Raw genomic sequence first — 24,991 nt, forward strand, 5'->3', positions numbered from 1 at the left:
TCTGCTCTATTTTGTCGAAAATTATTTTTCTTCTTGTGATGAATTAACGGACTCTGTGCTTTCAGTTTTCTTGGCTGACTTGATGAGAATCTTACCATTGCTGGTCATGATAGCTTTGAGCTCTTTTTCGCTTGGATTTTCCAGATAAAAGTCAGTAATAGCATCTTCGATATGGTCCTGAATGGTACGGCGCAGTGGGCGAGCGCCCATTTTTGGATCGTAGCCCAGGTCAACCAATTTTTCTTTGACTTTCTCTGTAACATCCAGATGAATGTCGTTGGTTGCCAAACGTTGATTGACATCGTCTAGCATAAGGTTGACGATTTGCAGTAGATTGTCCTTGCTGAGCGCCTGGAATTCGATAATGCCGTCAAAGCGGTTCATAAACTCAGGACTGAAGAAGTTACCCAATTCACCCAAAACGGAGTTGGTGCGGCCTTCACGCGCTGCTCCAAAGCCAACGCTGGCTTCAGCTTTGCCAGTTCCGGCATTGGATGTCATGATGATAATGGTGTCTTTGAAGCTGACAGTCCGGCCTTGGCCATCGGTCAGGCGGCCATCATCTAGAACCTGCAGGAACATGTGCATAACATCGGGATGGGCCTTTTCCACCTCATCTAGCAGAATGAGTGAGTATGGATTGCGGCGGACGCGCTCAGTCAATTGGCCAGCTTCATCATAGCCGACATAGCCCGGAGGGGCACCGACCAGCTTGGCCACGCTGTGCTTCTCCATGTATTCACTCATATCAAAGCGAATCATGCTGTCAGCCGAGCCAAAGAGCTCAATGGCTAGTTGCTTAGATAGCTCAGTCTTACCGACACCAGTTGGTCCGACAAAGAGGAAGCTGCCGATTGGGCGATTAGGACTTCCTAGTCCGACTCGGTTGCGGCGGATGGCCTTGGCAATCTTATCCACAGCATCGTCTTGGCCGATGACATGAGCCTTTAAGTCGCTAGCGAGATTGACTAGTTGAGACTGTTCCTTTTCTTTGAGATCGCCAACTGGGATATTGGTCTTTTGCTCTACAATGTGTTCAATCGTTTTCTCGCTGATAATCGGAGTATCCTTGTCTAGCACACTTGTCTGCTGGAGTTCCTTGTACTTGGCAATCTGATCACGGAAGTAAGCTGCTTTCTCGAAATCTTCGTCACGAGTTGCCTGAGCCTTGAGGTTTTCTGCTTCGATCAGACGTTGGTCAATGACCTTGGGATCAACAAAGTTGAGGGTCAGATTCATCTTAGAACCAGCCTCATCCAAGAGGTCAATAGCCTTGTCTGGCAAGAAGCGATCTTGGATGTAGCGGTTAGAGAGAAGCGCAGCAGCTTCGATGGCCGCATCTGTGTACTTGACGTGATGGTAATCTTCGTATTTTTTCTGAATCCCTTTGAGGATGGTAATCGTTTCCTCTACCGTCGGCTCGTCTACCTTAACCGGCTGCATGCGGCGCTCCAGTGCAGCATCCTTCTCGATGATACGGTATTCATTAAGGGTGGTTGCTCCAACCATCTGGAGTTCTCCGCGAGCCAGAGCTGGTTTGAGAATGTTCCCAGCGTCCATATTGCCATCGCCAGCAGAGCCTGCTCCGACAATTTCATGGATTTCATCAATGAAGAGAATGACATCCTGACGAGAACGAATCTCATCAATGAGCTTCTGCATTCTCTCCTCAAATTGGCCACGGATACCAGTTCCCTGTACTAAGCTGACAACGTCTAGGCGGATAACTTCCTTGCCTTGGAGTTTATGAGGCACATCACCATCAACAATTTTCTGGGCAAGACCTTCCACCACGGCTGTTTTTCCGACTCCTGGCTCTCCTATGAGAACAGGATTGTTTTTGGTGCGGCGGTTGAGGATTTCAATGACACGGACGATTTCTTCATCACGGCCAATAACAGGGTCAATCTCACCTCGCCGAGCCAACTCAGTCACGTTGATACCAAACTCTTCCAGCAGGCCTTTTGGCTTTTGCGGACTTGGCTGAGGCTGACCACCCTTGCTAGGATTGGAGCCGTAGCCGCCACCGCCTCCATAGGCTCCGCCAGATTGGGTAGGAGGAATAGTTGGTTCCTGAGGCTGTTGAAAATTGCTGAGACTGTTGAAGAAGTCATCGATAGGATCTGTTCCGTGATTGTTGGCATTAGCAATTCCACCGAACAAGGAATGTTCAGGGTCAGTTTTCATGATTTGGTAGCAGTTTTGGCACAAATCCACCTGCTGTTTATGGCCATTTACGTTGGTATAAAGGTGAATCGTAGATTCATTGATTTTACAATTTTGGCAAAGCATGCAGATACCTCTTTTCTTTTAGTGTGCAAGCTATTTATAGAAATGATTAAAGGTCAAAAATAGTCAAAGTTTTATAGTTTCATTATATCAGTATTCTCGAACTTTGCAAGAATTTACTACAAAATCTTCCCTTAGACCGAGCAGAATGAAAACAAATTCTTGAAAAATTACAAAAAATTGGCTTTTAGTGGTATTTCAGTCGCTATTTATGGTAAAATAAGAGGGAACTAAGTAAATAGGAGAAACAAAATGGAATCACATTTAGTTAGAATTATTAACCGCTTAGAAGCTATGGCTAAGGATGGCGGAAATTTGAAACGTAATTTTGAGCGTGAAGGAGTGGTTGTAGCAGAAGTAGCTTACAGTTACGATGAAGAAAACGGCTCTGTATTCACCTTGCGTGATGTCGCAGCGCGTGAGACCTATACTTTCGACAGCATCGATTTGATTGCAATGGAAATTTATGAATTACTCTACTAAAAAGCACTTAGCTGCTTTTTATTTTTACCCTTTTTATCTTATTTTGAAAAAGATAGAAAAAATTCAGTAGGTCTGAAAATTTTACCACTAGCTGCCAATGAATCCTCGTCTTATAACCTTATATAAGAAAAAGTTATAGGCTGGGCCCAGATTTTTTTGGTATAATGAAAAAGATAATGAAAAAGAAATGAGAATGACATGGCCCAGATTATTGATGGTAGAGGTTTGGCAGAGAAGCTTCAGAAAAAATTAGCCGAAAAAACGGCTCGCCTCAAAGAAAAGACAGGTCAGGTACCGGGCTTGGTAGTGATTGTGGTGGGAAATAATCCAGCCAGTCAAATCTACGTGCGTAATAAAGAGCGCTCAGCCTTGGCTGCTGGCTTTCGGAGTAAGGTAGAACGTCTGCCAGAAGAGACCAGCCAGGAAGAGCTCTTGAGCTTGATTGAAACTTATAATCAAAATCCTGACTGGCATGGCATTTTGGTCCAGCTGCCCTTGCCTGACCATATCGATGATGAAGCTGTGCTGCTGGCCATTGATCCAGACAAGGATGTTGATGGCTTTCATCCGCTTAATATGGGCAAGCTATGGAGCGGCCATCCGGTCATGATTCCGGCTACTCCTGCAGGTATTATGGCAATGTTCCATGAATATGGCGTTGAACTGGAAGGCAAGCGAGCGGTTGTCATCGGGCGGAGTAATATTGTTGGTAAGCCCATGGCTCAGCTGCTTTTGGCTAAGAATGCGACTGTGACTCTGACACATTCGCGGACTCACAATCTAGCCAAGACTGCTAAGCGGGCAGATATTTTGGTGGTCGCTATCGGACGTGGACATTTTGTGACCAAGGACTTTGTCAAGGAAGGAGCTGTTGTCATTGATGTCGGTATGAACCGAGATGAAAATGGCAAGCTGATTGGCGATGTTCAATTTGATGAAGTGTCTGAACTTGCCAGTCTGATTACCCCTGTACCTGGAGGTGTTGGGCCTATGACCATTACCATGCTGATGGAGCAGACTTACCAAGCCTTTAAACGGAGTCTTGAATCATGAAATTTGTTTTTGATTTGGATGGGACCTTGTCCTTTGATTATATGACGATTGATGAGGAGATTAAGCAGGTTCTGCTGACGGCTCCTCAGTTTGGGCATGAAGTTCTGTTTGCTTCGGCGCGCTCTTATCGGGATTGTCTGGGACTATTAGGTCCAGAATTGAGCCAGCAGATAGTGATTGGCCTGAACGGCGGAGTGGCTTATCAGAAGGGACAGCTGATGTTTGAGCGTCAGCTGCATCAGTCAAGTTATCAAGCCATTCTAGATACTTGTTTGACCTATAATTTGCCTTTTTTCGTTGATAATACTTTTGACTACAGCGGCCAGATTTTAGAAAAAATTCCTTTTATTGCCAGTGTAGATCCTCTCAAGCGGGCAAGACGGCTGGAACTGACTGATCTCCAGCACCCTATTAAGCTTGTTATTTACATGGGGAATCATGAGAAACTTTTAGAAGATTTACAAGCTCGTTTTAAAAACTTGCCTAATCTAAGTCTAGACTATCATGAACATGAGAAATGTTTTTATGTCAATCCGGCTGAAACCAATAAAGCTTCAACTGTAAAGGAACTCTGCGGTTCGGATTATGTGGCTTTTGGTAATGATCAAAATGATCTCCAGCTCTTTAAGAATTCTCTCTATGCTGTGCAGGTTGGGGATTTCCCAGGCTTGAGCGATTATGCGGATGAGCAGGTCGCCTTTCAGGAAAATTTACCCAAGGCAGTCGCAGCAAGAATCTTACAAAAATTTGCAGATTTCCGAAGAAAATAACTTTCTTGCGATACGAGGCACCTGTTTAGGTGCCTTTTGGTGTATAATGAAGATAGGTTTGAAGTGCAGGATGAAGTTGGTCTAGGAGAATATCATGGTAAAAAACGCTGAAAATATTTTAAAAAGAGTCATTAGGGAACGCCCCTTGGATAGCCACAAGGGCGATTACGGCCGTCTCTTATTGATTGGGGGGACCTATCCTTATGGGGGCGCCATTATCATGGCAGCTTTGGCAGCAGTCAATAGTGGGGCTGGTCTGGTGACTGTTGCTACAGACAGAGAAAATATCGCCCCTCTGCACAGTCATTTACCGGAGGCCATGGCCTTTGACCTAGAGGAGCAAGACCGATTGACAGAGCAGCTGACCAAATCAGATCTAGTCTTGATTGGTCCAGGCCTGGCGGAGGATCAACTAGGTCTAGATATCCTACAAAAGGTAGTCCAGACTGTGGCAGAACAGCAGATACTTATCATGGATGGCGGAGCCATCTCACTCTTTAGCAAAGCAGCTTTGCCATTTCCAAAAGCCCAAACAGTTTTTACCCCTCATCAAAAGGAGTGGGAAGGCTTATCGGGTTTGAGCTTGTCAGATCAGACAGCGGCAGCCAATCAGGCAGCGGTCAATCAGCTACCTCTAGGCAGTATTGTTGTGCAGAAAAAGCATGGAACGGCCATCTATCAAAGTGGTCAAGAGCAGGTCTTTGAGCTGACAGTGGGCGGACCTTATCAGGCAACTGGCGGAATGGGGGATACGCTGGCTGGTATGATTGCCGCTTTTGCTGGACAATTCAAGTCAAGTAGTCTCTTTGAGCGAGTGGCGGCTGCAACACTTCTTCACTCCCTTATCGCAGATGAACTGAGCCAGGAAGCTTATGTCGTCCTTCCAACGGCAATCAGCAGGGTCATTCCAAAGTGGATGAAGGAGATGAGTCAGTAGACTTTTTCTTGGGTTTTAAGTCAGCTGGGTTTCTTTTGTGGAAGCCCAGTTTTTTTCTTGCTTTTCAGGGAATTTTTAGACTTTGTAATCGGTTTTTTATGCAGTTTTTTGTTATAATAAAAGTTACGGAAAAACTAGAAATGAAAGGAAAAGGACATGCCAGAGTATTTGTCGGTTTCGACCTTGACCAAGTATCTGAAGATGAAGTTTGAGCGGGATCCTTATTTGGAGCGGGTCTATCTGACTGGCCAAGTGTCCAATTTCCGCCGGCGTCCCAATCATCAGTATTTTTCATTGAAAGATGAGAAGGCCGTCATTCAGGTCACGATTTGGTCTGGTGTCCACCAGAAGCTAGGCTTTGAGCTGGAAGAAGGCATGAAAATCAATGTCATTGGCCGGGTACAGCTCTATGAGCCGAGCGGTTCCTATTCTATCATCATTGAAAAAGCAGAGCCGGATGGTATCGGTGCCTTGGCTATCCAGTTTGAACAGCTCAAGAAAAAACTGGGAGAAGAAGGGCTTTTTCAAGAGAAATTCAAGCAGGCCTTGCCCCAATTTCCTAAGAAAATCGGCGTCGTAACCAGTCCCAGCGGAGCGGTCATTCGAGACATTATCACGACGGTCAGCCGTCGCTTTCCGGGAGTGGAGATTGTCCTTTATCCGACAAAAGTGCAGGGAGATGGGGCTGCAGCTCAGGTTGCTGACCACATTAAACTGGCCAATGAGCGGTCCGATTTGGATGTGCTGATTATTGGTCGAGGCGGCGGTTCTATCGAAGATCTCTGGGCTTTCAACGAAGAGGAAACAGTTCGGGCTATTTTTGAGTCTCGGATTCCTATTATTTCTAGTGTCGGCCATGAGACTGATACGACTTTGGCGGACTTTGTAGCAGATCGCAGGGCTGCGACTCCGACGGCTGCGGCTGAGCTAGCAACACCGGTCACGAAGCTAGACCTGCTGGGACACCTGCAGCAGCAGGAAAACCGCATGTCTCGAGCGATTTCCAATCGCCTGAGCTATTATCGAGAGCGATTGAATAAGCTAACCCAGTCTGTTATCTTCCGACAGCCAGAGCGGCTTTACGATGGCCATCTGCAGAAGTTAGATCAGCTTAACCTGCGACTCAAGCAAAAAATTCGCGAATATTATAGTGAAGAGCAACAGCGGGTCAAAATCTTGCAGCATCGTTTGGAGGCATTGAATCCGCTCAGTCGTGTTCAGCGTCTTCAGGAGCAGACTGCCCAGTTGGAGCGCTTACTGCGCAGTAATATGGCAGTTATTTATGATAACAAGGTGGCTCAAGTCAGGAGATTGTCCGAGGCCTTGCTTATGCTGGATACCAGTCGAATCGTGGCGCGTGGCTATGCTATTGTCCAAAAGAATCAAAAGGTTGTCGAGTCAAGTGCAGGCATTGAAGAAAAAGATGAGCTGACCCTGCTTATGCGGGATGGGCAGCTGGAAGTAGAGGTAAAACATGTCCAAAGAAAAGAAATTTGAAGAAAACTTAGCAGACTTGGAAGTCATTGTCCAAAAGCTGGAAAATGGTGACGTAGCGCTGGAAGAGGCGATTGCGGAATTTCAAAAGGGGATGAAGCTTTCAAAGGAACTCCAGGCTAGTCTGGACAAGGCTGAAAAGACATTAGTGAAGGTTATGCAGGCAGACGGCACAGAAACGGAAATGGAATGACAAGAAACGAGAAACTGGGAAAAATTGGTCTGACGATTGAAGATTTTTATAGGTCTCAGCAAGTGTCGTCGGATTTATCAGAAGTTATTTTGTATTCGGTGCAGGCAGGCGGCAAGCGGATTCGTCCCTTATTGCTATTGGAGTTGATTCAAGCTTTTGGTCTTGAGCTGGCTGAGGCCCACTATCAGGTCGCGGCGGCTCTTGAGATGATTCATACTGGCAGTCTTATCCATGATGATTTGCCAGCTATGGATGATGACGACTATCGTCGCGGCCGCCTGACTAGCCATAAGAAGTTTGGAGAGGATATGGCTATTTTAGCAGGTGATTCTCTCTTTTTGGACCCCTATGGACTATTGGCAAGGGCCGAGCTGCCTAGTCAGGTCAAGGTGGACTTGATTTCTGAGTTGTCTCTGGCAGCAGGGAGCTTTGGTATGGTCGCAGGACAAGTTCTGGATATGCAAGGCGAAGGCCAAGCAATTAGTTTAGAAGATTTAAAAACCATCCATGCCAATAAGACTGGTAAGCTACTGACCTATCCTTTTGTCGCAGCTGGTTTGATTGTTCAGGCTCAGCAGTCTGTTCAAGACAAGCTTCGTAGGATTGGAGAACTCTTGGGCTTGGCCTTTCAAGTGCGGGATGATATTTTGGATGTGACGGCCAGCTTTGAAGAGCTGGGTAAAACCCCGCAGAAAGATTTAGCTGCGGCCAAGTCGACTTATCCAGCCTTTCTGGGACTGGATGGAGCTAAGAGCTTTTTCAATCAGACCCTTGATGAAGCTGTGCTTATTCTGTCAGACTTGGAAGAGAAGACAGAGTTTTCAGGCGGAAAAATTCAAAAGATAATAGAAAGTTTGAGATTGAATGGCTAAGGAAAGAGTAGATGTGCTGGCCTACAGACAAGGGCTCTTTGAGACCAGAGAGCAGGCTAAGCGTGGTGTGATGGCTGGACTAGTCATTGCTGCAGCCAATGGCCAGCGCTTTGACAAGCCAGGTGAAAAGATTGACACAACAACAGAGCTACGCTTAAAAGGCGAGAAACTCAGATATGTCAGCCGTGGCGGTCTCAAGCTAGAAAAGGCTTTGCAAGTCTTTGATATTTCGGTCACTGATCGAGTGACCTTGGATATCGGAGCTTCGACTGGCGGTTTTACAGATGTCATGCTGCAGCACGGAGCTAAGCTGGTCTATGCAGTAGATGTTGGTACTAATCAGCTGGCTTGGAAGCTCAGGCAGGATGAGCGGGTTGTTAGCATGGAGCAGTATAATTTTCGCTATGCCCAAAGGACTGACTTTGAGCAGGAGCCGAGCTTTGCCAGTATTGACGTCAGCTTTATATCGCTGAGTTTGATTTTGCCAGCTCTGCATGAGATTTTAGAGTGGGAGGGCCAAGTGGTCGCCTTAATCAAGCCTCAGTTTGAAGCAGGCCGCGAGCAGATTGGGAAAAAAGGGATTGTCAAGGATAAAAAGGTCCATCTGGCAGTTCTGGAAAAGGTCACAGCATTTATGATGGAGGCTGGCTTTTCTGTCAAGGGACTGGATTTTTCACCTATTCAGGGAGGTCAGGGCAATGTGGAATTTCTGGCCTATTTAGAAAAGAGTACAGAGCCGCAGTCCCTTGATACAGAACTGATGACAGCTGTCGTAGAGGCGGCACACAAGGAATTTAAGGATGAATAAGAAGGATAGATTAGAAAAGATTAGACGCTTTGTCAGTGACTATGACATTGGCACACAGGAGGAAATTGTAGAACATCTCAGGGAGTCTGGGATTACAGCGACCCAGGCTACGGTCTCTAGGGATATCAAAGAACTGGGCATTGTCAAGATACCTCTCAAGGACAACACCTATATCTATGAGCTGCCTAAGACCATGACTAGCAGTCTGGGTTTGGCTGAAAATAACATATTGTCCTGTCAGGTTTTGGGAAATATGATCAATCTCAGTCTGGTACCGGGGAGCACAGCACTGGTCAAGCGCCATCTTAGAAATGAATTTGCTGAGGATATTTTCAGTATCTTGGCAGACAACGACAGTATTTTGATGGTTATGATGACAGAGGAAGCAGCCGCAAGGGTTGCAACCATCATTCACCATTGGTAGGAAAGCCTATGTTATTAGAAATTTCGATTAAAAATTTTGCCATTATTGAGGAAATTGCCCTTAATTTTGAGCAAGGTATGACGGTGTTGACCGGGGAAACCGGAGCCGGCAAGTCTATTATTATTGATGCAATGAACATGATGCTGGGCAGCCGTGCTACGACGGATGTTATTCGCCATGGAGCGCCCAAAGCTGAGATAGAGGGACTTTTTTCGCTGGAAAATAGCAGAGCTTTGCAAGAGATTTTTGAGGAGCAAGGCTGGGAGTTGACCGATGAGCTGATTATCCGTCGGGAAATTCTGCAAAACGGCCGCAGTATCAGCCGTATCAATGGTCAGATGGTTAACCTGTCTGTTCTAAAGGCTGTCGGCCAGCATTTGGTGGATATCCATGGCCAGCATGATCAGGAAGAGCTGATGAGATCTCAGCTTCATATTGCCATGCTAGATGAGTTTGGCTCAGCTGACTTTTTGCATCTCAAAGGCCGTTATCAGGAAACCTTTGACCGCTATCGAAGCCTGCGTAAGCAAGTCCTGGCTTTGCAGAAAAATCAGCAGGAGCATAAGGCCAGAATTGAGATGCTGGAGTTTCAGATGGCGGAGATTGAAAGCGCAGCCCTCAAAAGCGGTGAAGATACTGCCCTGCATCAGGAGCGAGAACGTTTGCTCAACCACAAGCTCATTGCCGATACGCTGACGAACGCCTATACTATGCTGGATAATGAAGACTTTTCCAGTCTGACCAATGTCCGCTCAGCTATGAATGATCTCGAGTCTATCGAGGATTACGATCCAGCCTACAAGGAACTGTCTGGCAGCTTGTCAGAGACTTATTATGTCTTGGAAGATGTCAGCAAACGTCTAGAGGATATTTTAGATGGACTGGATTTTGACGGAGATCGGCTGCTGCAGGTGGAGAGTCGCTTAGATTTGATTAACAGCATCACGCGCAAATACGGCGGCCAAGTAGATGATGTGCTGGATTACTTTGCTCAGATTTCCAAAGAATACAGCCTTTTAACTGGAAGTAACTTGTCCTCAGAGGATATGGACCGAGAGCTGAAGGCCTTGGAGAGAGAGCTGGTAGAGCTGGCTCAGGAGCTGAGTCAGGCTCGTCATGGCCTAGCAGCCCAGCTGGAAGCAGAAATCAAGCAAGAGCTGCAGGACCTCTACATGGAAAAGGCGCGCTTTAAAGTGCAGTTCAGTAAGGGCAAGTTCAACCGTGAAGGCAATGAACAAGTAGAGTTTTACATCTCGGCAAATCCAGGCGAGGATTTCAAACCTTTGGTGAAGGTTGCGTCTGGCGGCGAGCTCTCCCGTCTCATGTTGGCAATCAAGTCTGCCTTTTCTCGTAAGGAAGGCAAGACCAGTATTGTCTTTGACGAAGTGGATACGGGCGTTTCTGGTCGAGTGGCCCAGGCTATTGCTCAGAAGATTCACAAGATTGGCTCCAACGGGCAAGTCTTGGCAATTTCCCATCTGCCGCAGGTCATTGCGATTGCCGATTATCAGTTCTTTATTGAGAAGATTTCGGATGAGAATTCAACCGTCTCAACGGTTCGCTTGCTGACGGCTGACGAGCGTGTTCAGGAAGTTGCTAAGATGTTGGCTGGCGAAGATGTAACGGATGCTGCATTGACTCAAGCCAGAGAATTATTAAAGAAATAAACAAGCGAGGCTGAGACACTAGTGTTTCGGTCTCCTTTAGGAAGGGGCGCATATGACAGAATATTTTGCAATCGGTGATGTCCATGGTAAGGCTAGTATGCTAGATGAGCTGCTCCAGCACTGGGACGGTCGCAGCCAACTAGTCTTTCTAGGCGACTTGATCGATCGAGGCGAGGACAGCCGAGCAGTTTTGGAGCGGGTCAAGAATTTAGTAGATCAGAAAGGAGCTGTTTGTCTGTCTGGCAATCATGAGTATATGTTTCTGACCTGGCTGGACAATCCTGAAAAGTCTTATGACCACTACCGGCGTAATGGCGGAGATACGACGATTAATTCGCTTTTAGGTCGACCTCTCAATGCTCCTGTAGATGGAGTAGCAGACGCGGAACGTGTCAAGACGGAGGCGGCCGATTTAGTAGATTTTATTCGTCAGATGCCTTTCCTATTGGAGACAGAGCGGTACATTTTTGTCCATGCCGGCCTAGATTTGGATCTGAAAGACTGGCGAGAGACCAGTGATTATCAAAAAGTTTGGATTCGCGCGCCTTTTCACGAGGGCAGCAATCAGACTGGCAAAACGATTGTCTTTGGTCATACACCGACATTTTACCTCTTGCATGAGGCGCCGGGAACTGATCAGCTATGGATGACTGAGGATGGCAAGATTGGCATGGATGGCGGAGCTGTTTATGGCGGAGTCCTCCACGGAGTTCTCTTTGGTCATAATGGCATCATAGAGCGGTATGCCATAAAAAATGATGGTTTGGTAGCCGAAGACTGAAAAAAGATTGGGAAAATCCAATCTTTTTTTGCTGAGTTTCTCTTTGAAAACCAGCTTTTTCCCAAAAATTTCCCCAATAAAGCTAAAAAAAGCAGCATGTAAACACTTTTTCATCTAATTTTAAAGAAGCGCAAAAAGATTAAAAAACTAAAACAAGCAGATTAAATTTAGGAAACGCTTGGCCTGAGCTGTGATTTTAGCGAATATTCCCCCACAAAACCATAAAAATTTGGTATAATGTAGTGTAATAACAAGTTAAATTTTAGATACAGAGTAGGAAATCTATGACAAAAATAAAAATCGTAACTGACTCATCCGTAACCATTGAACCAGAGGTTGCTAAGGAATTAGACATTACCATTGTGCCTCTCTCTGTTATGGTGGACGGGGTGGTCTATTCGGATGCGGACCTAGCGGAAGGTGAATTTCTTCGTCTTATGCAGTCTAGTCGCAATCTTCCTAAAACCAGCCAGCCGCCTGTCGGAGTCTTTGCTGATGTTTTTGAGCGCTTGGCAGAGGATGGAGCACAGATTATCTCCATTCACATGTCTCATGCATTGTCGGGAACTGTTGAAGCGGCCCGTCAGGGAGCGACTCTGGCTAATGCTGATGTGACGGTTGTTGATAGTTCTTTCACTGATCAGGCTATGAAGTTCCAGGTCACTGAAGCAGCTAAACTGGCCAAAGAAGGAGCTAGCCTAGAGGAGATTCTAGCTAAAATCGAGGAAGTGAAGGAAAATACAGAGCTCTATATCGGTCTCTCTACCTTAGAAAATCTGGTTAAAGGAGGCCGTATTGGCCGAGTTTCCGGTCTGATTAGCTCCCTGCTCAATATCCGTGTCATCATGCAAATGAAGGACCATCAGCTGGAGCCCATTGTCAAGGGCAGGGGCGCTAAGACCTTTAAAAAATGGTTGGATGATTTGACAGCAAGTCTTCAAAATAAGCAAGTGGCTGAGATTGGAATTTCCTATGCAGGCGGTCCAGAATTGGCCCAGGAAATGAAGGAAAGTTTACAGCCGTATGTCAAAAAACCTATTTCAGTGCTGGAAACAGGGTCCATTATTCAGACACATACAGGGGAAAATGCTTGGGCTGTGCTGATTCGTTACGAATAAAACCATAATAATTTAGAAAATAGCGGCTTAGTACTTGACCTGAATGCTTTTTTTAGATATGATAATATTTGTTAGGGTTATTAACCCAGAAAAAATTTGGAGGATTTGTTAAATGGCTAACAAACAAGATTTGATCGCAAAAGTAGCAGAAGCTACAGAATTGACTAAAAAAGATTCAGCAGCAGCAGTTGATGCTGTATTCGCAGCTGTAACTGAGTACCTTTCAAAAGGTGAAAAAGTTCAACTTATCGGTTTTGGTAACTTTGAAGTTCGTGAGCGTGCAGCACGTAAAGGTCGCAACCCACAAACTGGTAAAGAAATCAAAATCGCAGCTTCTAAAGTACCAGCTTTCAAAGCAGGTAAAGCTCTTAAAGACGCTGTAAAATAATTTTGGTTAATAAAGCCTGATACACTTGCCTCTGGCGAGTATGTCAGGTTTTTCTTTTTGCCCACATTTCTTGAGCTCAATAAAAGATTTAGGTGCTTCGAGAAAGTTGATTTATGAACTTTCTTGGAGTTTTTATTTTGCAGTAAAGTGAAGAAATTTGTCTCTAAACAAAAGAAAATGATAAGAGACAAACATATTTAAAGACTTAAAATAAAAAGTTGAAAATTTTAGCAAAAGCACTTTTAAATCATAGGTCTTTATGATAGAATGAAGGGAACATTTCTTTTTGCGTAATGATTGCGAGATCATTGAAAAAGTTTAGGAGGTAAGAAATGAAATGGGAACCACTTCAGGACTCACTGCGTCCTGTTAATCCTTTTGGCAACAAATTTCGCCTGCTGATGGGATTATTTGTTGTGCTTTTTTCAATCTTTCTGCTCCCCATTCAGACCTTGTCTGCCTTGGAGGAGCTGAAGGATGGCACGGATTTGTCCAAGTTGAATATTCATAAGTTTGACTTGAATGTTAACAATGTCAGTGTTCTTTCTAAGTCAGAGGCGATTGAACAGGTTCATTTGACTAATCCAAACTATGAGTATCTGGGAGCAGTTTATCCTGGAGAAATGGAAAATTTCACCATCAAAGTAGACAAGTCTCAAAAAGCAGATCAGGTCTTTAATAAGCCGCTTTCTCTTAAGTTCTCTAATGTTGGAACGGCTTATGGAAAACATGTAGATGCCTATCTGACTTTTAATAAGGTAACACTCCACTATCTGAACTCATCTACAGCAGAAGCTCAGATGAATGATACTCAAAAAAATGCAGTTGAATTTTTCTCTATTTCAGAGTTGTGGGAGAGAAGCGCTTTTGAGATTGGGAATATCCCATATGTGGATGCGGCCCATAATAACATTATGAACAAAGCTTTCTGGGTGGAGGCTGATGTTACAGCAGAGCTACGCTATGCGGATGGTTCGGATACAGATTTGAAGTTGGTTATGAAACCGACTGACATTGATGTAGTTGACGGTTTTGGTCTAAAAGAGTCTTTCTATATTAATGATTATAAAAATGCTGTTGATAAGCGCTTGATGAACAATGCCAATGCTTTGAATCAAACAGATCAGAGCGGTCGGACAATTTGGGAAGCAACGACTTCAACTAGCGGTGCTGCTAATGAAAACAACATCTCTGGTTTGGCCGTTCGTTCTGCAGATAACACGTTGAATTTCGGTTATTTATCAACAGAAGCTTGCTCGGCAGTCTTTGGTCTTTATATTGAAAAAGTTGATCCCAAGCCAGTCTTAGAAGTGGATCCAGTTAAGATTCCAGCTAAGGAAGGTCAAGAGGTGACTTATAAGGGAACCTTCAAGATTCCAGTTCCTGGTAAGGATATTTTGGCTACCCCGACTACTATTGAGATGACTGAAACCTTTGATGAGCGTCTGGATTACAAGGAGCTCAAGGTTGAGGCTGGCGGTAATGCCTTGAAGGAAGGTCGTGATTACACGATTGAAAAGAAAGGCCAGACCGTTACGGTCAAGATGACACCTGAGTATGTTAAAGCAAATTTTTCTCAGGATATAGTCATTACCTACAAGACTGCAACCAATCAAAAGGTAGCAGAAAAGGGTGCTGCAACGATTGCAAATACCGTGACTTTAAAAGTAGATAATCTTTCAGCACCATCTAATCAAGTTACTACTGACTTGCTCTATGAAAAGAAACATGAATTTGTCAGTGGTACTACTGGTAAGGAACTCCCGCAGGAAATCAAAGACCTAACACCAGAAACAGAAAAGAATCTGGAGAATGGCACTAAGGCCACTCCAACACAACCAGTGAAGACAGAAGTGAAAACCGCTGATGGCACTTGGACTTTCAAGTCATACGATAAGAACGAAGAGACCATCAATGGAGCAGATGTGAAGTTCGTCGGCACTTGGGACTTCACCCCCAATCCAACATATAAGGCTACTCATGAGTTCGTCAGTGGAACAGCAGGTAAAGAACTGCCACAAGAAGTGAAATCCTTGCTTCCAGCTGACAAGCCTGATTTGGCAGATGGCACGAAAGCCACTCCAACCCAGCCATCTAGTACAGAAGTGAAGACCACTGATGGTACATGGACCTTCAAGTCATACGATAAGAACGAAGAGACCATCAATGGAGCAGATGTGAAGTTCGTCGGCACTTGGGACTTTACTCCAGCGCCAACCTATAAGGCTACTCACGAGTTCGTTAGTGGAACAGCAGGTAAAGAACTGCCACAAGCAGTGAAGGATTTACTTCCAGCCGACAAGCCTGATTTAGCAGATGGCACTAAGGCCACTCCAACCCAGCCAACTAAGACGGAAGTGAAGACGGCAGATGGTACTTGGACCTTTAAGTCTTATGACAAGAACGAAGAGACCATCAACGGAGCGGATGCACACTTTGTCGGCACTTGGACCTTTACTCCAGCGCCAACCTATAAGGCGACACACGAGTTCGTCAGTGGAACAGCAGGTAAAGAACTGCCACAAGAAGTGAAAGATTTGCTTCCAGCCGACAAAGCTGATTTAGCGGATGGCACTAAGGCCACTCCAACCCAGCCGATGAAGACAGAAGTGAAGACCGCCGACGGTACATGGATCTTCAAGTCTTACGATAAGAACGAAGATACGATCAATGGAGCAGACGCTCACTTTGTTGGTACCTGGGACTTTACACCGGCGCCAACTTACAAGGCAACTCACGAGTTCGTTAGTGGTACAGCAGGTAAGGAATTGCCACAAGCAGTGAAAGACTTGCTTCCAGCCGACAAGCCTGATTTGGCAGATGGCACTAAGGCCATTCCAACCCAGCCGGTGAAGACGGAAGTGAAGACCGCTGATGGTACTTGGACCTTTAAGTCTTATGATAAAACAGAAGAGACCATCAATGGAGCAGATGCGCACTTTGTTGGTACATGGGAATTCACAGCAACTCCATCATCAACTTATAAAGCAGTGCATGAGTTCGTCAGTGGTACAGCAGGTAAGGAATTGCCACAAGAAGTGAAAGCTTTGCTTCCAGCCGACAAGCCTGATTTGGCAGACGGCACTAAGACCACTCCAACACAACCAGTGAAGACAGAAGTTGAAACATCAGATGGTAGCTGGAGCTTCCAGTCATATGACAAGAACGAAGCAACAATTAATGGAGCAGATGCTAAATTTGTTGGAACTTGGACGTTTGTGGCAAAACCTAGTCCAGCACCAACTTACAAGTCTACACATGAATTTGTCAGCGGTACAGCAGGTAAAGAATTGCCACAAGAAGTGAAAGCTTTGCTTCCAAGCGATAAATCTGATTTGGCAGACGGCACTAAGGCCACTCCAACCCAGCCATCAAAGACAGAAGTTGAAACATCTGATGGCACATGGAGCTTCCAGTCATATGACAAGAACGAAGCAACCATTAATGGTGCAGACGCTAAATTTGTTGGAACTTGGACGTTTGTGGCGAAGCCTAGCCCGGCACCAACTTACAAGTCAACCCATGAATTTGTCAGCGGTACAGCAGGTAAGGAATTGCCACAAGAAGTGAAATCCTTACTTCCGACTGATAAATCTGATTTAGCCGACGGTAGCAAGACCACTCCAACCCAGCCGGTCAAGACAGAAGTGAAGACAGCAGATGGCACATGGAGCTTCCAGTCATATGACAAGAACGAAGCAACTATTAATGGTGCAGATGTTCACTTTGTCGGTACTTGGACTTTTGCAGCTGACTCAACTACGCTTACTGGCAGTGTGATCTGGATTGACAATGATAACGGTTCAGGTCGCCGACCACAGAGTGTCCTTGTTCACTTACTTGCAGATGGACAGGATACAGGCATCAGCGTAACTGTTGATGAGGCAATGGGCTGGAAATACAGCTTTGAAAACCTGCCTCGCTTCAAGGATGGAAAAGAAATCGTCTATAGTGTCCGCGAGGACGAAGTGGAAGGTTACAGCAATCAAGCTGAAGGTATGAATGTAACCAATCGCTTGCTTGTAGATGCTCAAGTTAAAGAGATTGGCAAGAAACGAATTCTGCCTAAGACTGGCCAAGATACATCTATCTGGATGCTGATTCTTGGATTCTTGACTCTTGGAGGAGCAGTTGGCTTGACCAAACGTCAGCGTGACTAAGATTAAACTTCAGTAAAAAGCTTTGAAAATCTAGAATATATGAAAAGTTTGTTATCTCAACTTTTGTTGGGGATAACAGGCTTTTTCTTTTTCAGAGAAAGCTAAGCATTATAAGCAGTCAAATGCTTGAATTTTTCATAAAATTAAAAATAAGTTTGTATTTTTCTAGTAAATATGGTAAACTATTTTAGTAAAAAATTATACAAAGGAGACTGTTGATGAAGACAAAAACATTAGCACTCGTAAATGGACTTGTTGGACTTATTGGTGGTATTATTCTACTTTTGTGGCCTTTCTTCATTTGGGTTATTTATTTTATGCTAGGTGTATTTGACATCCTGAAAATTGCAATCCTAGCTTTGGGGATTGCTGGTATTGTCTACTATAAGGATGACAATCGTGTGGGACCAGCAGGCTCTATCTTGATGATTGTAGGTGGAATTTTTACCTTTAATGACTTCTTGGGCTGGATTGGTGCTATTCTTTCTATCATAGGCGGTTCCCTTTATTTAGCAAGCTTAAAGAGATTCCAAGCATAGAGCGAGGATTGAAAAAAATACTAGTTTAAAGCTTGCATTGCCTTAAATGGATAAGCAATCATGCAGAAGCAGGAGGCTGAACTTTGGTTAGTTCTGCCCTGCTTTTTTCTTTTTAGCTTATTTACAATCATTCTTAATAGCCAAGTAAGCCTAGTCATGGTATAATGGTAATGACTTAGATGAGAGGCTATAACGGAGTAAATAATGAAACAAGAACATCAGCATGACTTTGACCAAGTAATTGGCCATTTGCGCGCCAAGGGCGTGCGTATTACAGAAACGCGGAAGGCGGTAATTGACTATATTATCCAAAGTCACGACCATCCTAGCGCTGAAATGATATATCAGGACTTGAAGCCCAATTTCCCTAATATGAGTCTGGCAACAGTCTATAATAATCTCAAGGTTCTGATTGATGAGGGTTTTGTCGCTGAGCTCAAGGTTCGCAATGATACGACAACCTACTTTGACTTTATGGGCCATCAGCACCTCAATGTCATCTGTGAAAAGTGCGGCCGTATTGCTGATATGGAGCTGGAACTTCCGGATGTGAAGCATGAGGCTGAAGTGCAGACTGGCTACCACATCACCCAAAGCCAAACGACTGTCTATGGCCTATGCCCCCAATGCCAGCAGGAGGCGGTGTGACTGCGAGGATAATTAGCAGCTTTTTGGAGTCTAAAGATGAACAAAGTTGTGACTCGCTTTGCAAATTCAATCTGCAACTTCAAAGCAGTACTTTGAGCTATCGGCTACTGCGCCAAGATTCTATTACTAATAAAAGGTAAGGCTAGAACTTATGTCTCTTAGCCTTTTTCTATGTGTTTTAGCGAGGCTTGTTCGCAGGATATCATCTGAGCTTAGAGACGTTGGTACCTAGTCAAGTACAGCATTTAGCAAGATCAGATATTTCAACGATAACCCCTTATATACTTATGCTATTATTTTACAGGCCAATTCTCTTTTGATATAATGAAAGCAGAATAAAGCCTTGTACAAAGAGATTCAAAGAGTTCTGAAGCATTTACAATATAGGTAAATTCGTCATAAGTCTGTAGTATCGAAATCTTTAAGAGGTATTACTTTGTGGGTAGGGTAGATTTTTAGGAGGTCTTATGTTCTGGTGGAGAAAGAAATGGCTGGATGAGTTGTTAGACAGTGATGAATCACTTCTTTTGGAATGCCGTCATCTTCTCTTTGAAGAGGAAGCTGGCTATCCTATTTGTCCTTCTTGCGGTGGACTCATAAAAGAGAATTTTCCTAAGAAAGGCGCGGATAAAGCACGTCTGCACCTGATATGGGAGAAGATGCAGCGAGTATGGAGTGTCAAAATTGGGATTACTTCAACACTGCTCATTATCATTCTATCTTATTGGTTGCCACAGGTTATAGGTGGCTGGTTTCTATGGACAGGCGACTATGGATTTAGTAGATTTATTCCTTCTAGTTCTCATAATCCCACCTTATTTAGTGTGACACTTTTTGGCTACATTCCCTTATTTATCCTTTTTGTAGCAAGAGAGCGTGTTAAGCGATTTTTTACCTTCTCTTTGAGGATTGAGCATTTTCATAAAATTCTTTATTCTTGGCCAGTTCAGCTTACTCTCTTTATCTTTGTTATCATCTTATTAAGTGCTTATATGCCTAAGTTTTACGAAATGGAAGGAGAATCGTTGATTGTCAAGCAAATTCAGCTAACTCCCGCCCAGCAGACTAAGGGAGTAGAGCTCTTTGTCTTTGTCAATATGCTTTGTAACTGGATAGTAGCAGGCTTGTTGGCCATTCATCAACTGATAGACAGGCGGCGGACTTGGTGGCTTAAGGAAGCCAACGAGGTTTATCTATCTGGTGGGTGTTAAGGCAAAGGTTTCTGCTCGGAAATACAAAAGCGCTTTCTTGTTGAAAAAGGTCTGATTTGACGAAATAGGCTAGCTTTTTAGGCGAAAATTTTGTAAAATAGAATAGATAAACGGGGACTGCCTCGGAAAATAAAAGGAGAATCCATCTAATGGTAAAATTAGTTTTTGCTCGCCACGGTGAGTCTGAATGGAACAAAGCTAACCTTTTCACTGGTTGGGCTGATGTTGACTTGTCTGAAAAAGGTACACAGCAAGCAATCGACGCTGGTAAACTGATTAAAGAAGCTGGTATCGAGTTTGACCAAGCTTACACTTCAGTTTTGAAGCGTGCGATTAAGACAACTAACCTTGCTTTGGAAGCGGCTGATCAGCTTTGGGTACCAGTTGAAAAATCATGGCGTTTGAACGAGCGTCACTATGGCGGCCTGACTGGTAAAAACAAGGCAGAAGCAGCTGAGCAATTTGGTGATGAGCAAGTGCACATCTGGCGTCGTTCATACGATGTATTGCCTCCTGCAATGCCTCGTGATGACGAATACTCAGCTCACACTGACCGTCGTTACGCTTCACTTGACGACTCAGTTATTCCAGATGCTGAAAACTTGAAAGTGACTTTGGAACGTGCCCTTCCATTCTGGGAAGACAAGATTGCTCCAGCTTTGAAAGATGGCAAGAATGTCTTTGTAGGTGCACACGGTAACTCAATCCGTGCCCTTGTGAAGCACATCAAACAATTGTCTGATGATGAAATCATGGATGTGGAAATTCCAAACTTCCCACCATTGGTATTCGAATTTGACGAAAAATTGAATGTAGTAAAAGAATACTACCTTGGAAAATAAGCTTAAAGGAATCTGGGATTATTCTCAGGTTCTTTGCTTTTCCAGAGAGGAAGAATAAGTCATGCTGGAAGCCTAGCCGGCAAGTCTTTTAGGCTCAGTAATTTGGCAGACTTCCTCTTAACTCGTCCACATTTTCAGATTTTCTATCAGTTTTGAAACATTCATCGAGCTGGATTTATGGTAAAATAAAGGTCAGAACTTTTACTAGAATGAGAGAGAAGATGGCAAGGAAGAAGAGAAAATTTGACAGTCATTCCATCACCAGAAGGCTTTATCTGCTGTTTGGAATCGTGATGTTTTTGTTTTTAGCCTTGATTGCTCGTCTGGGCTATATGCAGGTGGTCAATCAGGACTTTTATACGGATAAGTTGGCCAAGGCCAGCAAGACTAAGATTACCACTAGCTCAGTGCGTGGGCAGATTTATGATGCTACCGGCAAGCCCTTGGTGGAAAATACGACCAAGCAGGTGGTGACCTATACACGGGATAACCGGCTGACGGCTGGAGAGATTCGAGCGACAGCTCAAAAGCTCCTGACCTATGTCAGTGTCAGCGATACAGAGGTGACAGACCGCCAAGAGGTGGATTATTATTTGGCGGACAGCGCAGTCTATCAGGAAGTAGTGGAAAAGCTGCCCAAGGACAAGAAATTTGATACAGACGGCAACCGCCTGCCTGAGTCCAAAATCTATAAGGCAGCAGCTGAGAGCATTGACCCTAAACAACTGGGCTATACGGATGAGGAAAAGAAGGCCATCGTTCTCTTTAGTCAGATGAATGCCATTTCCAACTTTGCGACGGGAACCATCCAAACAGATGCGCTGACAACAGAGCAGGTGGCTGTACTGGCTTCCAGCAGCAAGGAACTGCCGGGTATCAGTGTCTCAACGGGCTGGGACCGCAAGGTCTTGGATACCTCGCTGGCTTCCATCGTGGGAAATATATCGACAGAAAAGACTGGACTTCCGGCTGAGGAAGTGGATGATTACCTGAAAAAAGGCTACTCCCTCAATGATCGGGTTGGGACCTCCTATTTGGAAAAGCAATATGAGTCAGTCCTGCAAGGCAAGCGAGCTGAGAAAGAGATTCATCTGGACAAAAATGGTAATATGGAGAGCGTGGAAAATATCTCTGACGGCAGTAAGGGCGACAATCTCAAGCTGACGGTGGATTTAAGCTTCCAGCAGGGAGTGGAGGACATTCTCAAAAATGCCTTTAATGCAGAGTTGGCTAGTGGCAATGCGACTTACTCTGAGGGCGTCTATGCCGTAGCTATGGATCCCAATACCGGCGCTGTCTTGGCCATGGCAGGCATCCAGCACGACCTGGAAACAGGAGAAAGCTCTGTCGATGCTCTGGGGACCATGACCAATGTCTTTGTTCCGGGATCTGTGGTCAAGGCTGCAACATTGACCTCGGGCTGGGAAAATAATGCCATTAGCGGCAACCAAGTCCTGACAGACCAGCCCATTAGCTTTGGTGGTACGGACAGTATTACCTCTTGGTTTACCCAGTATGGTTCACGTGCTATCACAGCCCAAGAGGCTTTGGAATACTCTTCCAATACCTATATGGTGCAGGTAGCGCTGAAGATGATGGGAACGCCTTACTCAGCAGATATGAAGCTGGATTTTGATGAGCTGGATCCGTCCATGAAAAAGCTGCGGTCGACTTTTGCAGAGTATGGTCTGGGCACTTCGACAGGGATTGACCTGCCAAATGAGTCCACAGGCTATCTTCCAGACAAGTTTACTTTTGCCAACTATCTGACCAATTCGTTCGGTCAGTTTGACAACTATACGACACTTCAGCTAGCCCAGTATGCCTCAACAGTAGCTAATAATGGGAAGCGTGTGGCTCCACATATCGTTGAAGGCATTTACGGCAACAGTGACCAAGGAGGACTGGGTGATTTGGTGCAGAAAATTGACACCAAGGAGCTGAACCAGGTTAATATCTCTGACGAGGATATGAGCATTATCAAGCAAGGCTTCTATCAAGTGGTTCATGGCAGCAGTGGCTTTACGACTGGCCGGACTATTTCTCAGGGAGAGAGCGTGCCAATCAGTGCCAAGACTGGTACGGCTGAGACCTTCGTGGACAAGGGCAAGAAAGAAGCCATCAATACAAATGTCGTGTCCTATGCACCGAGTGAGAAGCCGCAGATTGCGGTGGCGGTGGTGTTCCCTCACAATACAAACCTATCTTCTACTGTCAGCCACAGTATCACTCGCGATATTATCAATCTTTACAACCAACAACACCCTATGAATTAGTGCTCAATGAAAATCATCAGCAAACGGAGAAAACTAAGAGCTGTCAGTGCTCAAGTAGAGCAATCTGGTTTGAGGAGATTTTTTGAGAATAGAGAAAGGATTTTATGCTTTACCCAACCCCTATTGCCAAGCTGATTGACAGTTTTTCAAAGCTGCCCGGCATTGGCATCAAAACAGCCACTCGACTGGCTTTTTACACTATTGGCATGAGTGATGATGATGTCAATGAATTTGCCAAGAACCTGCTGGCTGCTAAGCGTGAACTGAGCTACTGCTCTGTCTGCGGCAACCTGACGGACGAAGACCCTTGTGCTATCTGCCAAGACCAGTCGCGCGATCAATCGACTATTTTGATTGTTGAGGACAGTCGGGATGTATCTGCCATGGAAAATATTCAGGAATACCACGGACTTTATCATGTCTTGCATGGCTTGATTTCACCTATGAACGGCGTTGGACCGGATGACATCAATCTCAAGAGTCTGATTACTCGTTTGATGGATAGTGAAGTGACGGAGGTTATCGTCGCGACCAATGCGACTGCGGATGGCGAAGCGACTTCCATGTACATCTCACGGGTTCTGAAGCCCGCTGGGATTAAGGTGACTCGCCTGGCGCGTGGTCTAGCAGTTGGCTCCGACATTGAGTATGCGGATGAGGTTACGCTGATTCGCGCTATCGAAAATCGGACGGAATTATAAACATCAAGGATTTTTCTGGCTCTAGCTGGCTGGAAGAGTCCTTTTTTCTGTTCAAAAATGCTGGGAATTGTGATATACTAAAACGGACTGATACAGAAGCTCTTGCTTGAAAGAATTGACCGGCTAGGTAGATGCAAAACCAAGCTTTTGAGCCTGATTCTTCTCGGGCTGGCAGCTTTTGTAAATCGTACTATTTTTAGAAAATGATAGGAAAAATCATGGCAAAACAAAGATTGATTTTATTGTATGGCGGACGCAGTGCAGAGCGGGAAGTTTCGGTTTTATCAGCTGAGAGCGTCATGCGGGCTGTCAATTATGATAGATTTTCAGTGAAGACTTACTTCATCACCAAGGATGGAGATTTTATTCAAACTCAGGAATTTGAAGCAAATCCGGCGGCTGATGAGAAGCTGATGACCAATGCGACAGTGGATATGTCTCGGAAGATTAAGCCTAGCGACATTTACGAAGATGGAGCAGTAATCTTTCCAGTACTGCATGGTCCTATGGGTGAAGATGGTTCTATCCAAGGCTTCCTAGAAGTGCTCAAAATGCCTTATGTTGGCTGTAATATTTTATCTTCTAGCCTAGCCATGGATAAAATCACGACCAAGCGAGTGCTGGAATCGGCAGGTATTGCCCAAGTGCCTTATGTAGCACTGGTTGATGGCGAGGATCTCGAGCAAAAAATCCAGGAAATCGAGGAGAAATTGACCTATCCAGTCTTCACCAAACCTTCCAATATGGGCTCCAGTGTCGGCATTTCTAAATCCGAAAATCGAGAAGAATTGCGTGCTTCTCTGGATCTGGCCTTCAAATATGACAGCCGGGTGCTGGTTGAGCAAGGAGTGACGGCTCGCGAGATTGAGGTTGGGCTTCTGGGCAATGTGGATGTCAAGAGTACCCTGCCCGGAGAAGTGGTCAAAGACGTAGCTTTCTATGACTACGAAGCCAAATACATTGATAATAAAATTACCATGGATATTCCGGCTAAGATTCCAGAAGAAGTAGTGAGCCTGATGCGTCAAAATGCAGAGGCCGCTTTCCGAGCTCTGGGCGGTCTGGGACTGTCCCGCTGTGATTTCTTCTATGCAGAAGATGGTCAGGTCTTCCTTAATGAGCTCAATACCATGCCAGGTTTTACCCAGTGGTCCATGTATCCACTACTCTGGGAAAATATGGGACTGGCCTATCCTGACTTGATTGAGAAATTAGTTGGCCTATCTGAAGAGGCATTTGCCAAGAGAGAGGCGCATCTTCTCTAAAATATGATATAATAGAGGGGCTGAAAATTTTCGGTCCTTTCTTTTTGCGAGCAAACCGAAAAACGAGGAAGA

At 44.9% G+C, this 24,991-nt stretch carries 23 protein-coding genes; 22 read left to right on the forward strand and 1 reads right to left on the reverse strand.

Annotation, left to right across the window (positions count from 1 at the left end):
- Positions 1-21 precede the first annotated feature (21 nt).
- Positions 22-2,292, reverse strand: coding sequence for an ATP-dependent Clp protease ATP-binding subunit (locus tag K4I03_RS07765; protein ID WP_227964466.1), 2,271 nt, complete (start codon positions 2,290-2,292; stop codon positions 22-24).
- Between the two features lie 249 nt (positions 2,293-2,541).
- On the opposite strand from K4I03_RS07765, the gene K4I03_RS07770 reads away from it, so the two are divergent.
- The 22 genes from K4I03_RS07770 to K4I03_RS07870 all read left to right on the forward strand — a co-directional run bounded on the left by K4I03_RS07770 (position 2,542) and on the right by K4I03_RS07870 (position 24,919).
- Entirely contained in the window at positions 2,542-2,772 is a 231-nt protein-coding gene (locus K4I03_RS07770) for a DUF1797 family protein (RefSeq protein WP_002896146.1), read from the forward strand.
- A 198-nt stretch (positions 2,773-2,970) separates the two neighbouring features.
- The gene (locus K4I03_RS07775; RefSeq protein WP_223314663.1) at positions 2,971-3,825 is read left to right on the forward strand and encodes a bifunctional methylenetetrahydrofolate dehydrogenase/methenyltetrahydrofolate cyclohydrolase; all 855 of its coding nucleotides are present in this window, start codon (positions 2,971-2,973) and stop codon (positions 3,823-3,825) included.
- Complete coding sequence (locus K4I03_RS07780) at positions 3,822-4,595, forward strand: HAD hydrolase family protein (protein WP_227964468.1); 774 nt, start codon at positions 3,822-3,824, stop codon at positions 4,593-4,595. The genes K4I03_RS07775 and K4I03_RS07780 overlap by 4 nt, the downstream gene beginning before the upstream one ends.
- 94 nt (positions 4,596-4,689) lie before the next feature.
- On the forward strand, positions 4,690-5,532 hold the full coding sequence (locus K4I03_RS07785; RefSeq protein ID WP_227964471.1) for an NAD(P)H-hydrate dehydratase: 843 nt from the start codon (positions 4,690-4,692) through the stop codon (positions 5,530-5,532).
- Positions 5,508-5,744 (forward strand): hypothetical protein, encoded by a 237-nt coding sequence (locus K4I03_RS12610; RefSeq protein ID WP_002896141.1) that lies wholly within the window; start codon positions 5,508-5,510, stop codon positions 5,742-5,744. Before K4I03_RS07785 ends, K4I03_RS12610 begins: the two co-directional genes overlap by 25 nt.
- A complete protein-coding gene (xseA, locus tag K4I03_RS07790) occupies positions 5,689-7,029 on the forward strand; it encodes an exodeoxyribonuclease VII large subunit (protein WP_227964473.1) in 1,341 nt (446 codons plus the stop codon). The genes K4I03_RS12610 and xseA overlap by 56 nt, the downstream gene beginning before the upstream one ends.
- A complete protein-coding gene (locus K4I03_RS07795; RefSeq protein WP_002896137.1) occupies positions 7,007-7,219 on the forward strand; it encodes an exodeoxyribonuclease VII small subunit in 213 nt (70 codons plus the stop codon). Before xseA ends, K4I03_RS07795 begins: the two co-directional genes overlap by 23 nt.
- Positions 7,216-8,091, forward strand: a complete 876-nt coding sequence (locus tag K4I03_RS07800) for a polyprenyl synthetase family protein (RefSeq protein ID WP_227964476.1) — start codon at positions 7,216-7,218, stop codon at positions 8,089-8,091. The genes K4I03_RS07795 and K4I03_RS07800 overlap by 4 nt, the downstream gene beginning before the upstream one ends.
- Positions 8,084-8,899: a TlyA family RNA methyltransferase gene (locus K4I03_RS07805; RefSeq protein WP_227964478.1), complete on the forward strand. Its 816-nt coding sequence runs from the start codon at positions 8,084-8,086 to the stop codon at positions 8,897-8,899. Before K4I03_RS07800 ends, K4I03_RS07805 begins: the two co-directional genes overlap by 8 nt.
- Positions 8,892-9,323 carry an arginine repressor gene (locus tag K4I03_RS07810; RefSeq protein ID WP_002911979.1) on the forward strand — a complete coding sequence of 144 codons (432 nt, stop codon included), beginning with the start codon at positions 8,892-8,894 and terminating at the stop codon, positions 9,321-9,323. Before K4I03_RS07805 ends, K4I03_RS07810 begins: the two co-directional genes overlap by 8 nt.
- Before the next feature lie 8 nt (positions 9,324-9,331).
- On the forward strand, positions 9,332-10,990 hold the full coding sequence (recN, locus tag K4I03_RS07815) for a DNA repair protein RecN (protein ID WP_227964480.1): 1,659 nt from the start codon (positions 9,332-9,334) through the stop codon (positions 10,988-10,990).
- A gap of 52 nt (positions 10,991-11,042) precedes the next feature.
- The gene (locus tag K4I03_RS07820; RefSeq protein WP_227964482.1) at positions 11,043-11,771 is read left to right on the forward strand and encodes a metallophosphoesterase; all 729 of its coding nucleotides are present in this window, start codon (positions 11,043-11,045) and stop codon (positions 11,769-11,771) included.
- 284 nt (positions 11,772-12,055) lie between these two features.
- Complete coding sequence (locus K4I03_RS07825) at positions 12,056-12,889, forward strand: DegV family protein (RefSeq protein ID WP_227964485.1); 834 nt, start codon at positions 12,056-12,058, stop codon at positions 12,887-12,889.
- Positions 12,890-13,001: 112 nt separating this feature from the next.
- Positions 13,002-13,277 carry an HU family DNA-binding protein gene (locus K4I03_RS07830; RefSeq protein ID WP_002896125.1) on the forward strand — a complete coding sequence of 92 codons (276 nt, stop codon included), beginning with the start codon at positions 13,002-13,004 and terminating at the stop codon, positions 13,275-13,277.
- A 332-nt stretch (positions 13,278-13,609) separates the two neighbouring features.
- A complete protein-coding gene (locus K4I03_RS07835) occupies positions 13,610-17,437 on the forward strand; it encodes an LPXTG-anchored SHIRT domain periscope protein (protein WP_227964489.1) in 3,828 nt (1,275 codons plus the stop codon).
- Between the two features lie 218 nt (positions 17,438-17,655).
- A complete protein-coding gene (locus tag K4I03_RS07840) occupies positions 17,656-17,976 on the forward strand; it encodes a hypothetical protein (protein ID WP_002896121.1) in 321 nt (106 codons plus the stop codon).
- 204 nt (positions 17,977-18,180) lie between these two features.
- Complete coding sequence (locus tag K4I03_RS07845; RefSeq protein WP_002896119.1) at positions 18,181-18,624, forward strand: Fur family transcriptional regulator; 444 nt, start codon at positions 18,181-18,183, stop codon at positions 18,622-18,624.
- A 467-nt stretch (positions 18,625-19,091) separates the two neighbouring features.
- Positions 19,092-19,835 carry a hypothetical protein gene (locus K4I03_RS07850; protein WP_227964491.1) on the forward strand — a complete coding sequence of 248 codons (744 nt, stop codon included), beginning with the start codon at positions 19,092-19,094 and terminating at the stop codon, positions 19,833-19,835.
- Between the two features lie 149 nt (positions 19,836-19,984).
- A complete protein-coding gene (locus K4I03_RS07855; protein WP_002896114.1) occupies positions 19,985-20,677 on the forward strand; it encodes a phosphoglycerate mutase in 693 nt (230 codons plus the stop codon).
- A gap of 209 nt (positions 20,678-20,886) precedes the next feature.
- Positions 20,887-22,953: a penicillin-binding protein PBP2B gene (gene pbp2b / locus K4I03_RS07860; protein ID WP_227964493.1), complete on the forward strand. Its 2,067-nt coding sequence runs from the start codon at positions 20,887-20,889 to the stop codon at positions 22,951-22,953.
- Between the two features lie 104 nt (positions 22,954-23,057).
- Positions 23,058-23,654 carry a recombination mediator RecR gene (gene recR / locus K4I03_RS07865; RefSeq protein WP_002897999.1) on the forward strand — a complete coding sequence of 199 codons (597 nt, stop codon included), beginning with the start codon at positions 23,058-23,060 and terminating at the stop codon, positions 23,652-23,654.
- A 218-nt stretch (positions 23,655-23,872) separates the two neighbouring features.
- Positions 23,873-24,919 carry a D-alanine--D-alanine ligase gene (locus K4I03_RS07870; protein ID WP_227964496.1) on the forward strand — a complete coding sequence of 349 codons (1,047 nt, stop codon included), beginning with the start codon at positions 23,873-23,875 and terminating at the stop codon, positions 24,917-24,919.
- The last annotated feature ends 72 nt before the right edge of the window (positions 24,920-24,991 follow it).

The sequence above is a fragment of the Streptococcus sanguinis genome, assembly GCF_020729725.1.
GTDB classification, from domain to species: domain Bacteria; phylum Bacillota; class Bacilli; order Lactobacillales; family Streptococcaceae; genus Streptococcus; species Streptococcus sanguinis_V.

What these genes read in the sequence shown, in the direction of transcription:
- K4I03_RS07765 (WP_227964466.1), bottom strand. Translation starts at nt 2,292, where the DNA reads ATGCTTTGCCAAAATTGTAAAATCAATGAATCTACGATTCACCTTTAT.
- K4I03_RS07770 (WP_002896146.1), top strand. Translation starts at nt 2,542, where the DNA reads ATGGAATCACATTTAGTTAGAATTATTAACCGCTTAGAAGCTATGGCT.
- K4I03_RS07775 (WP_223314663.1), top strand. Translation starts at nt 2,971, where the DNA reads ATGGCCCAGATTATTGATGGTAGAGGTTTGGCAGAGAAGCTTCAGAAA.
- K4I03_RS07780 (WP_227964468.1), top strand. Translation starts at nt 3,822, where the DNA reads ATGAAATTTGTTTTTGATTTGGATGGGACCTTGTCCTTTGATTATATG.
- K4I03_RS07785 (WP_227964471.1), top strand. Translation starts at nt 4,690, where the DNA reads ATGGTAAAAAACGCTGAAAATATTTTAAAAAGAGTCATTAGGGAACGC.
- xseA (WP_227964473.1), top strand. Translation starts at nt 5,689, where the DNA reads ATGCCAGAGTATTTGTCGGTTTCGACCTTGACCAAGTATCTGAAGATG.
- K4I03_RS07795 (WP_002896137.1), top strand. Translation starts at nt 7,007, where the DNA reads ATGTCCAAAGAAAAGAAATTTGAAGAAAACTTAGCAGACTTGGAAGTC.
- K4I03_RS07800 (WP_227964476.1), top strand. Translation starts at nt 7,216, where the DNA reads ATGACAAGAAACGAGAAACTGGGAAAAATTGGTCTGACGATTGAAGAT.
- K4I03_RS07805 (WP_227964478.1), top strand. Translation starts at nt 8,084, where the DNA reads ATGGCTAAGGAAAGAGTAGATGTGCTGGCCTACAGACAAGGGCTCTTT.
- K4I03_RS07810 (WP_002911979.1), top strand. Translation starts at nt 8,892, where the DNA reads ATGAATAAGAAGGATAGATTAGAAAAGATTAGACGCTTTGTCAGTGAC.
- recN (WP_227964480.1), top strand. Translation starts at nt 9,332, where the DNA reads ATGTTATTAGAAATTTCGATTAAAAATTTTGCCATTATTGAGGAAATT.
- K4I03_RS07820 (WP_227964482.1), top strand. Translation starts at nt 11,043, where the DNA reads ATGACAGAATATTTTGCAATCGGTGATGTCCATGGTAAGGCTAGTATG.
- K4I03_RS07825 (WP_227964485.1), top strand. Translation starts at nt 12,056, where the DNA reads ATGACAAAAATAAAAATCGTAACTGACTCATCCGTAACCATTGAACCA.
- K4I03_RS07830 (WP_002896125.1), top strand. Translation starts at nt 13,002, where the DNA reads ATGGCTAACAAACAAGATTTGATCGCAAAAGTAGCAGAAGCTACAGAA.
- K4I03_RS07835 (WP_227964489.1), top strand. Translation starts at nt 13,610, where the DNA reads ATGAAATGGGAACCACTTCAGGACTCACTGCGTCCTGTTAATCCTTTT.
- K4I03_RS07840 (WP_002896121.1), top strand. Translation starts at nt 17,656, where the DNA reads ATGAAGACAAAAACATTAGCACTCGTAAATGGACTTGTTGGACTTATT.
- K4I03_RS07845 (WP_002896119.1), top strand. Translation starts at nt 18,181, where the DNA reads ATGAAACAAGAACATCAGCATGACTTTGACCAAGTAATTGGCCATTTG.
- K4I03_RS07850 (WP_227964491.1), top strand. Translation starts at nt 19,092, where the DNA reads ATGTTCTGGTGGAGAAAGAAATGGCTGGATGAGTTGTTAGACAGTGAT.
- K4I03_RS07855 (WP_002896114.1), top strand. Translation starts at nt 19,985, where the DNA reads ATGGTAAAATTAGTTTTTGCTCGCCACGGTGAGTCTGAATGGAACAAA.
- pbp2b (WP_227964493.1), top strand. Translation starts at nt 20,887, where the DNA reads ATGAGAGAGAAGATGGCAAGGAAGAAGAGAAAATTTGACAGTCATTCC.
- recR (WP_002897999.1), top strand. Translation starts at nt 23,058, where the DNA reads ATGCTTTACCCAACCCCTATTGCCAAGCTGATTGACAGTTTTTCAAAG.
- K4I03_RS07870 (WP_227964496.1), top strand. Translation starts at nt 23,873, where the DNA reads ATGGCAAAACAAAGATTGATTTTATTGTATGGCGGACGCAGTGCAGAG.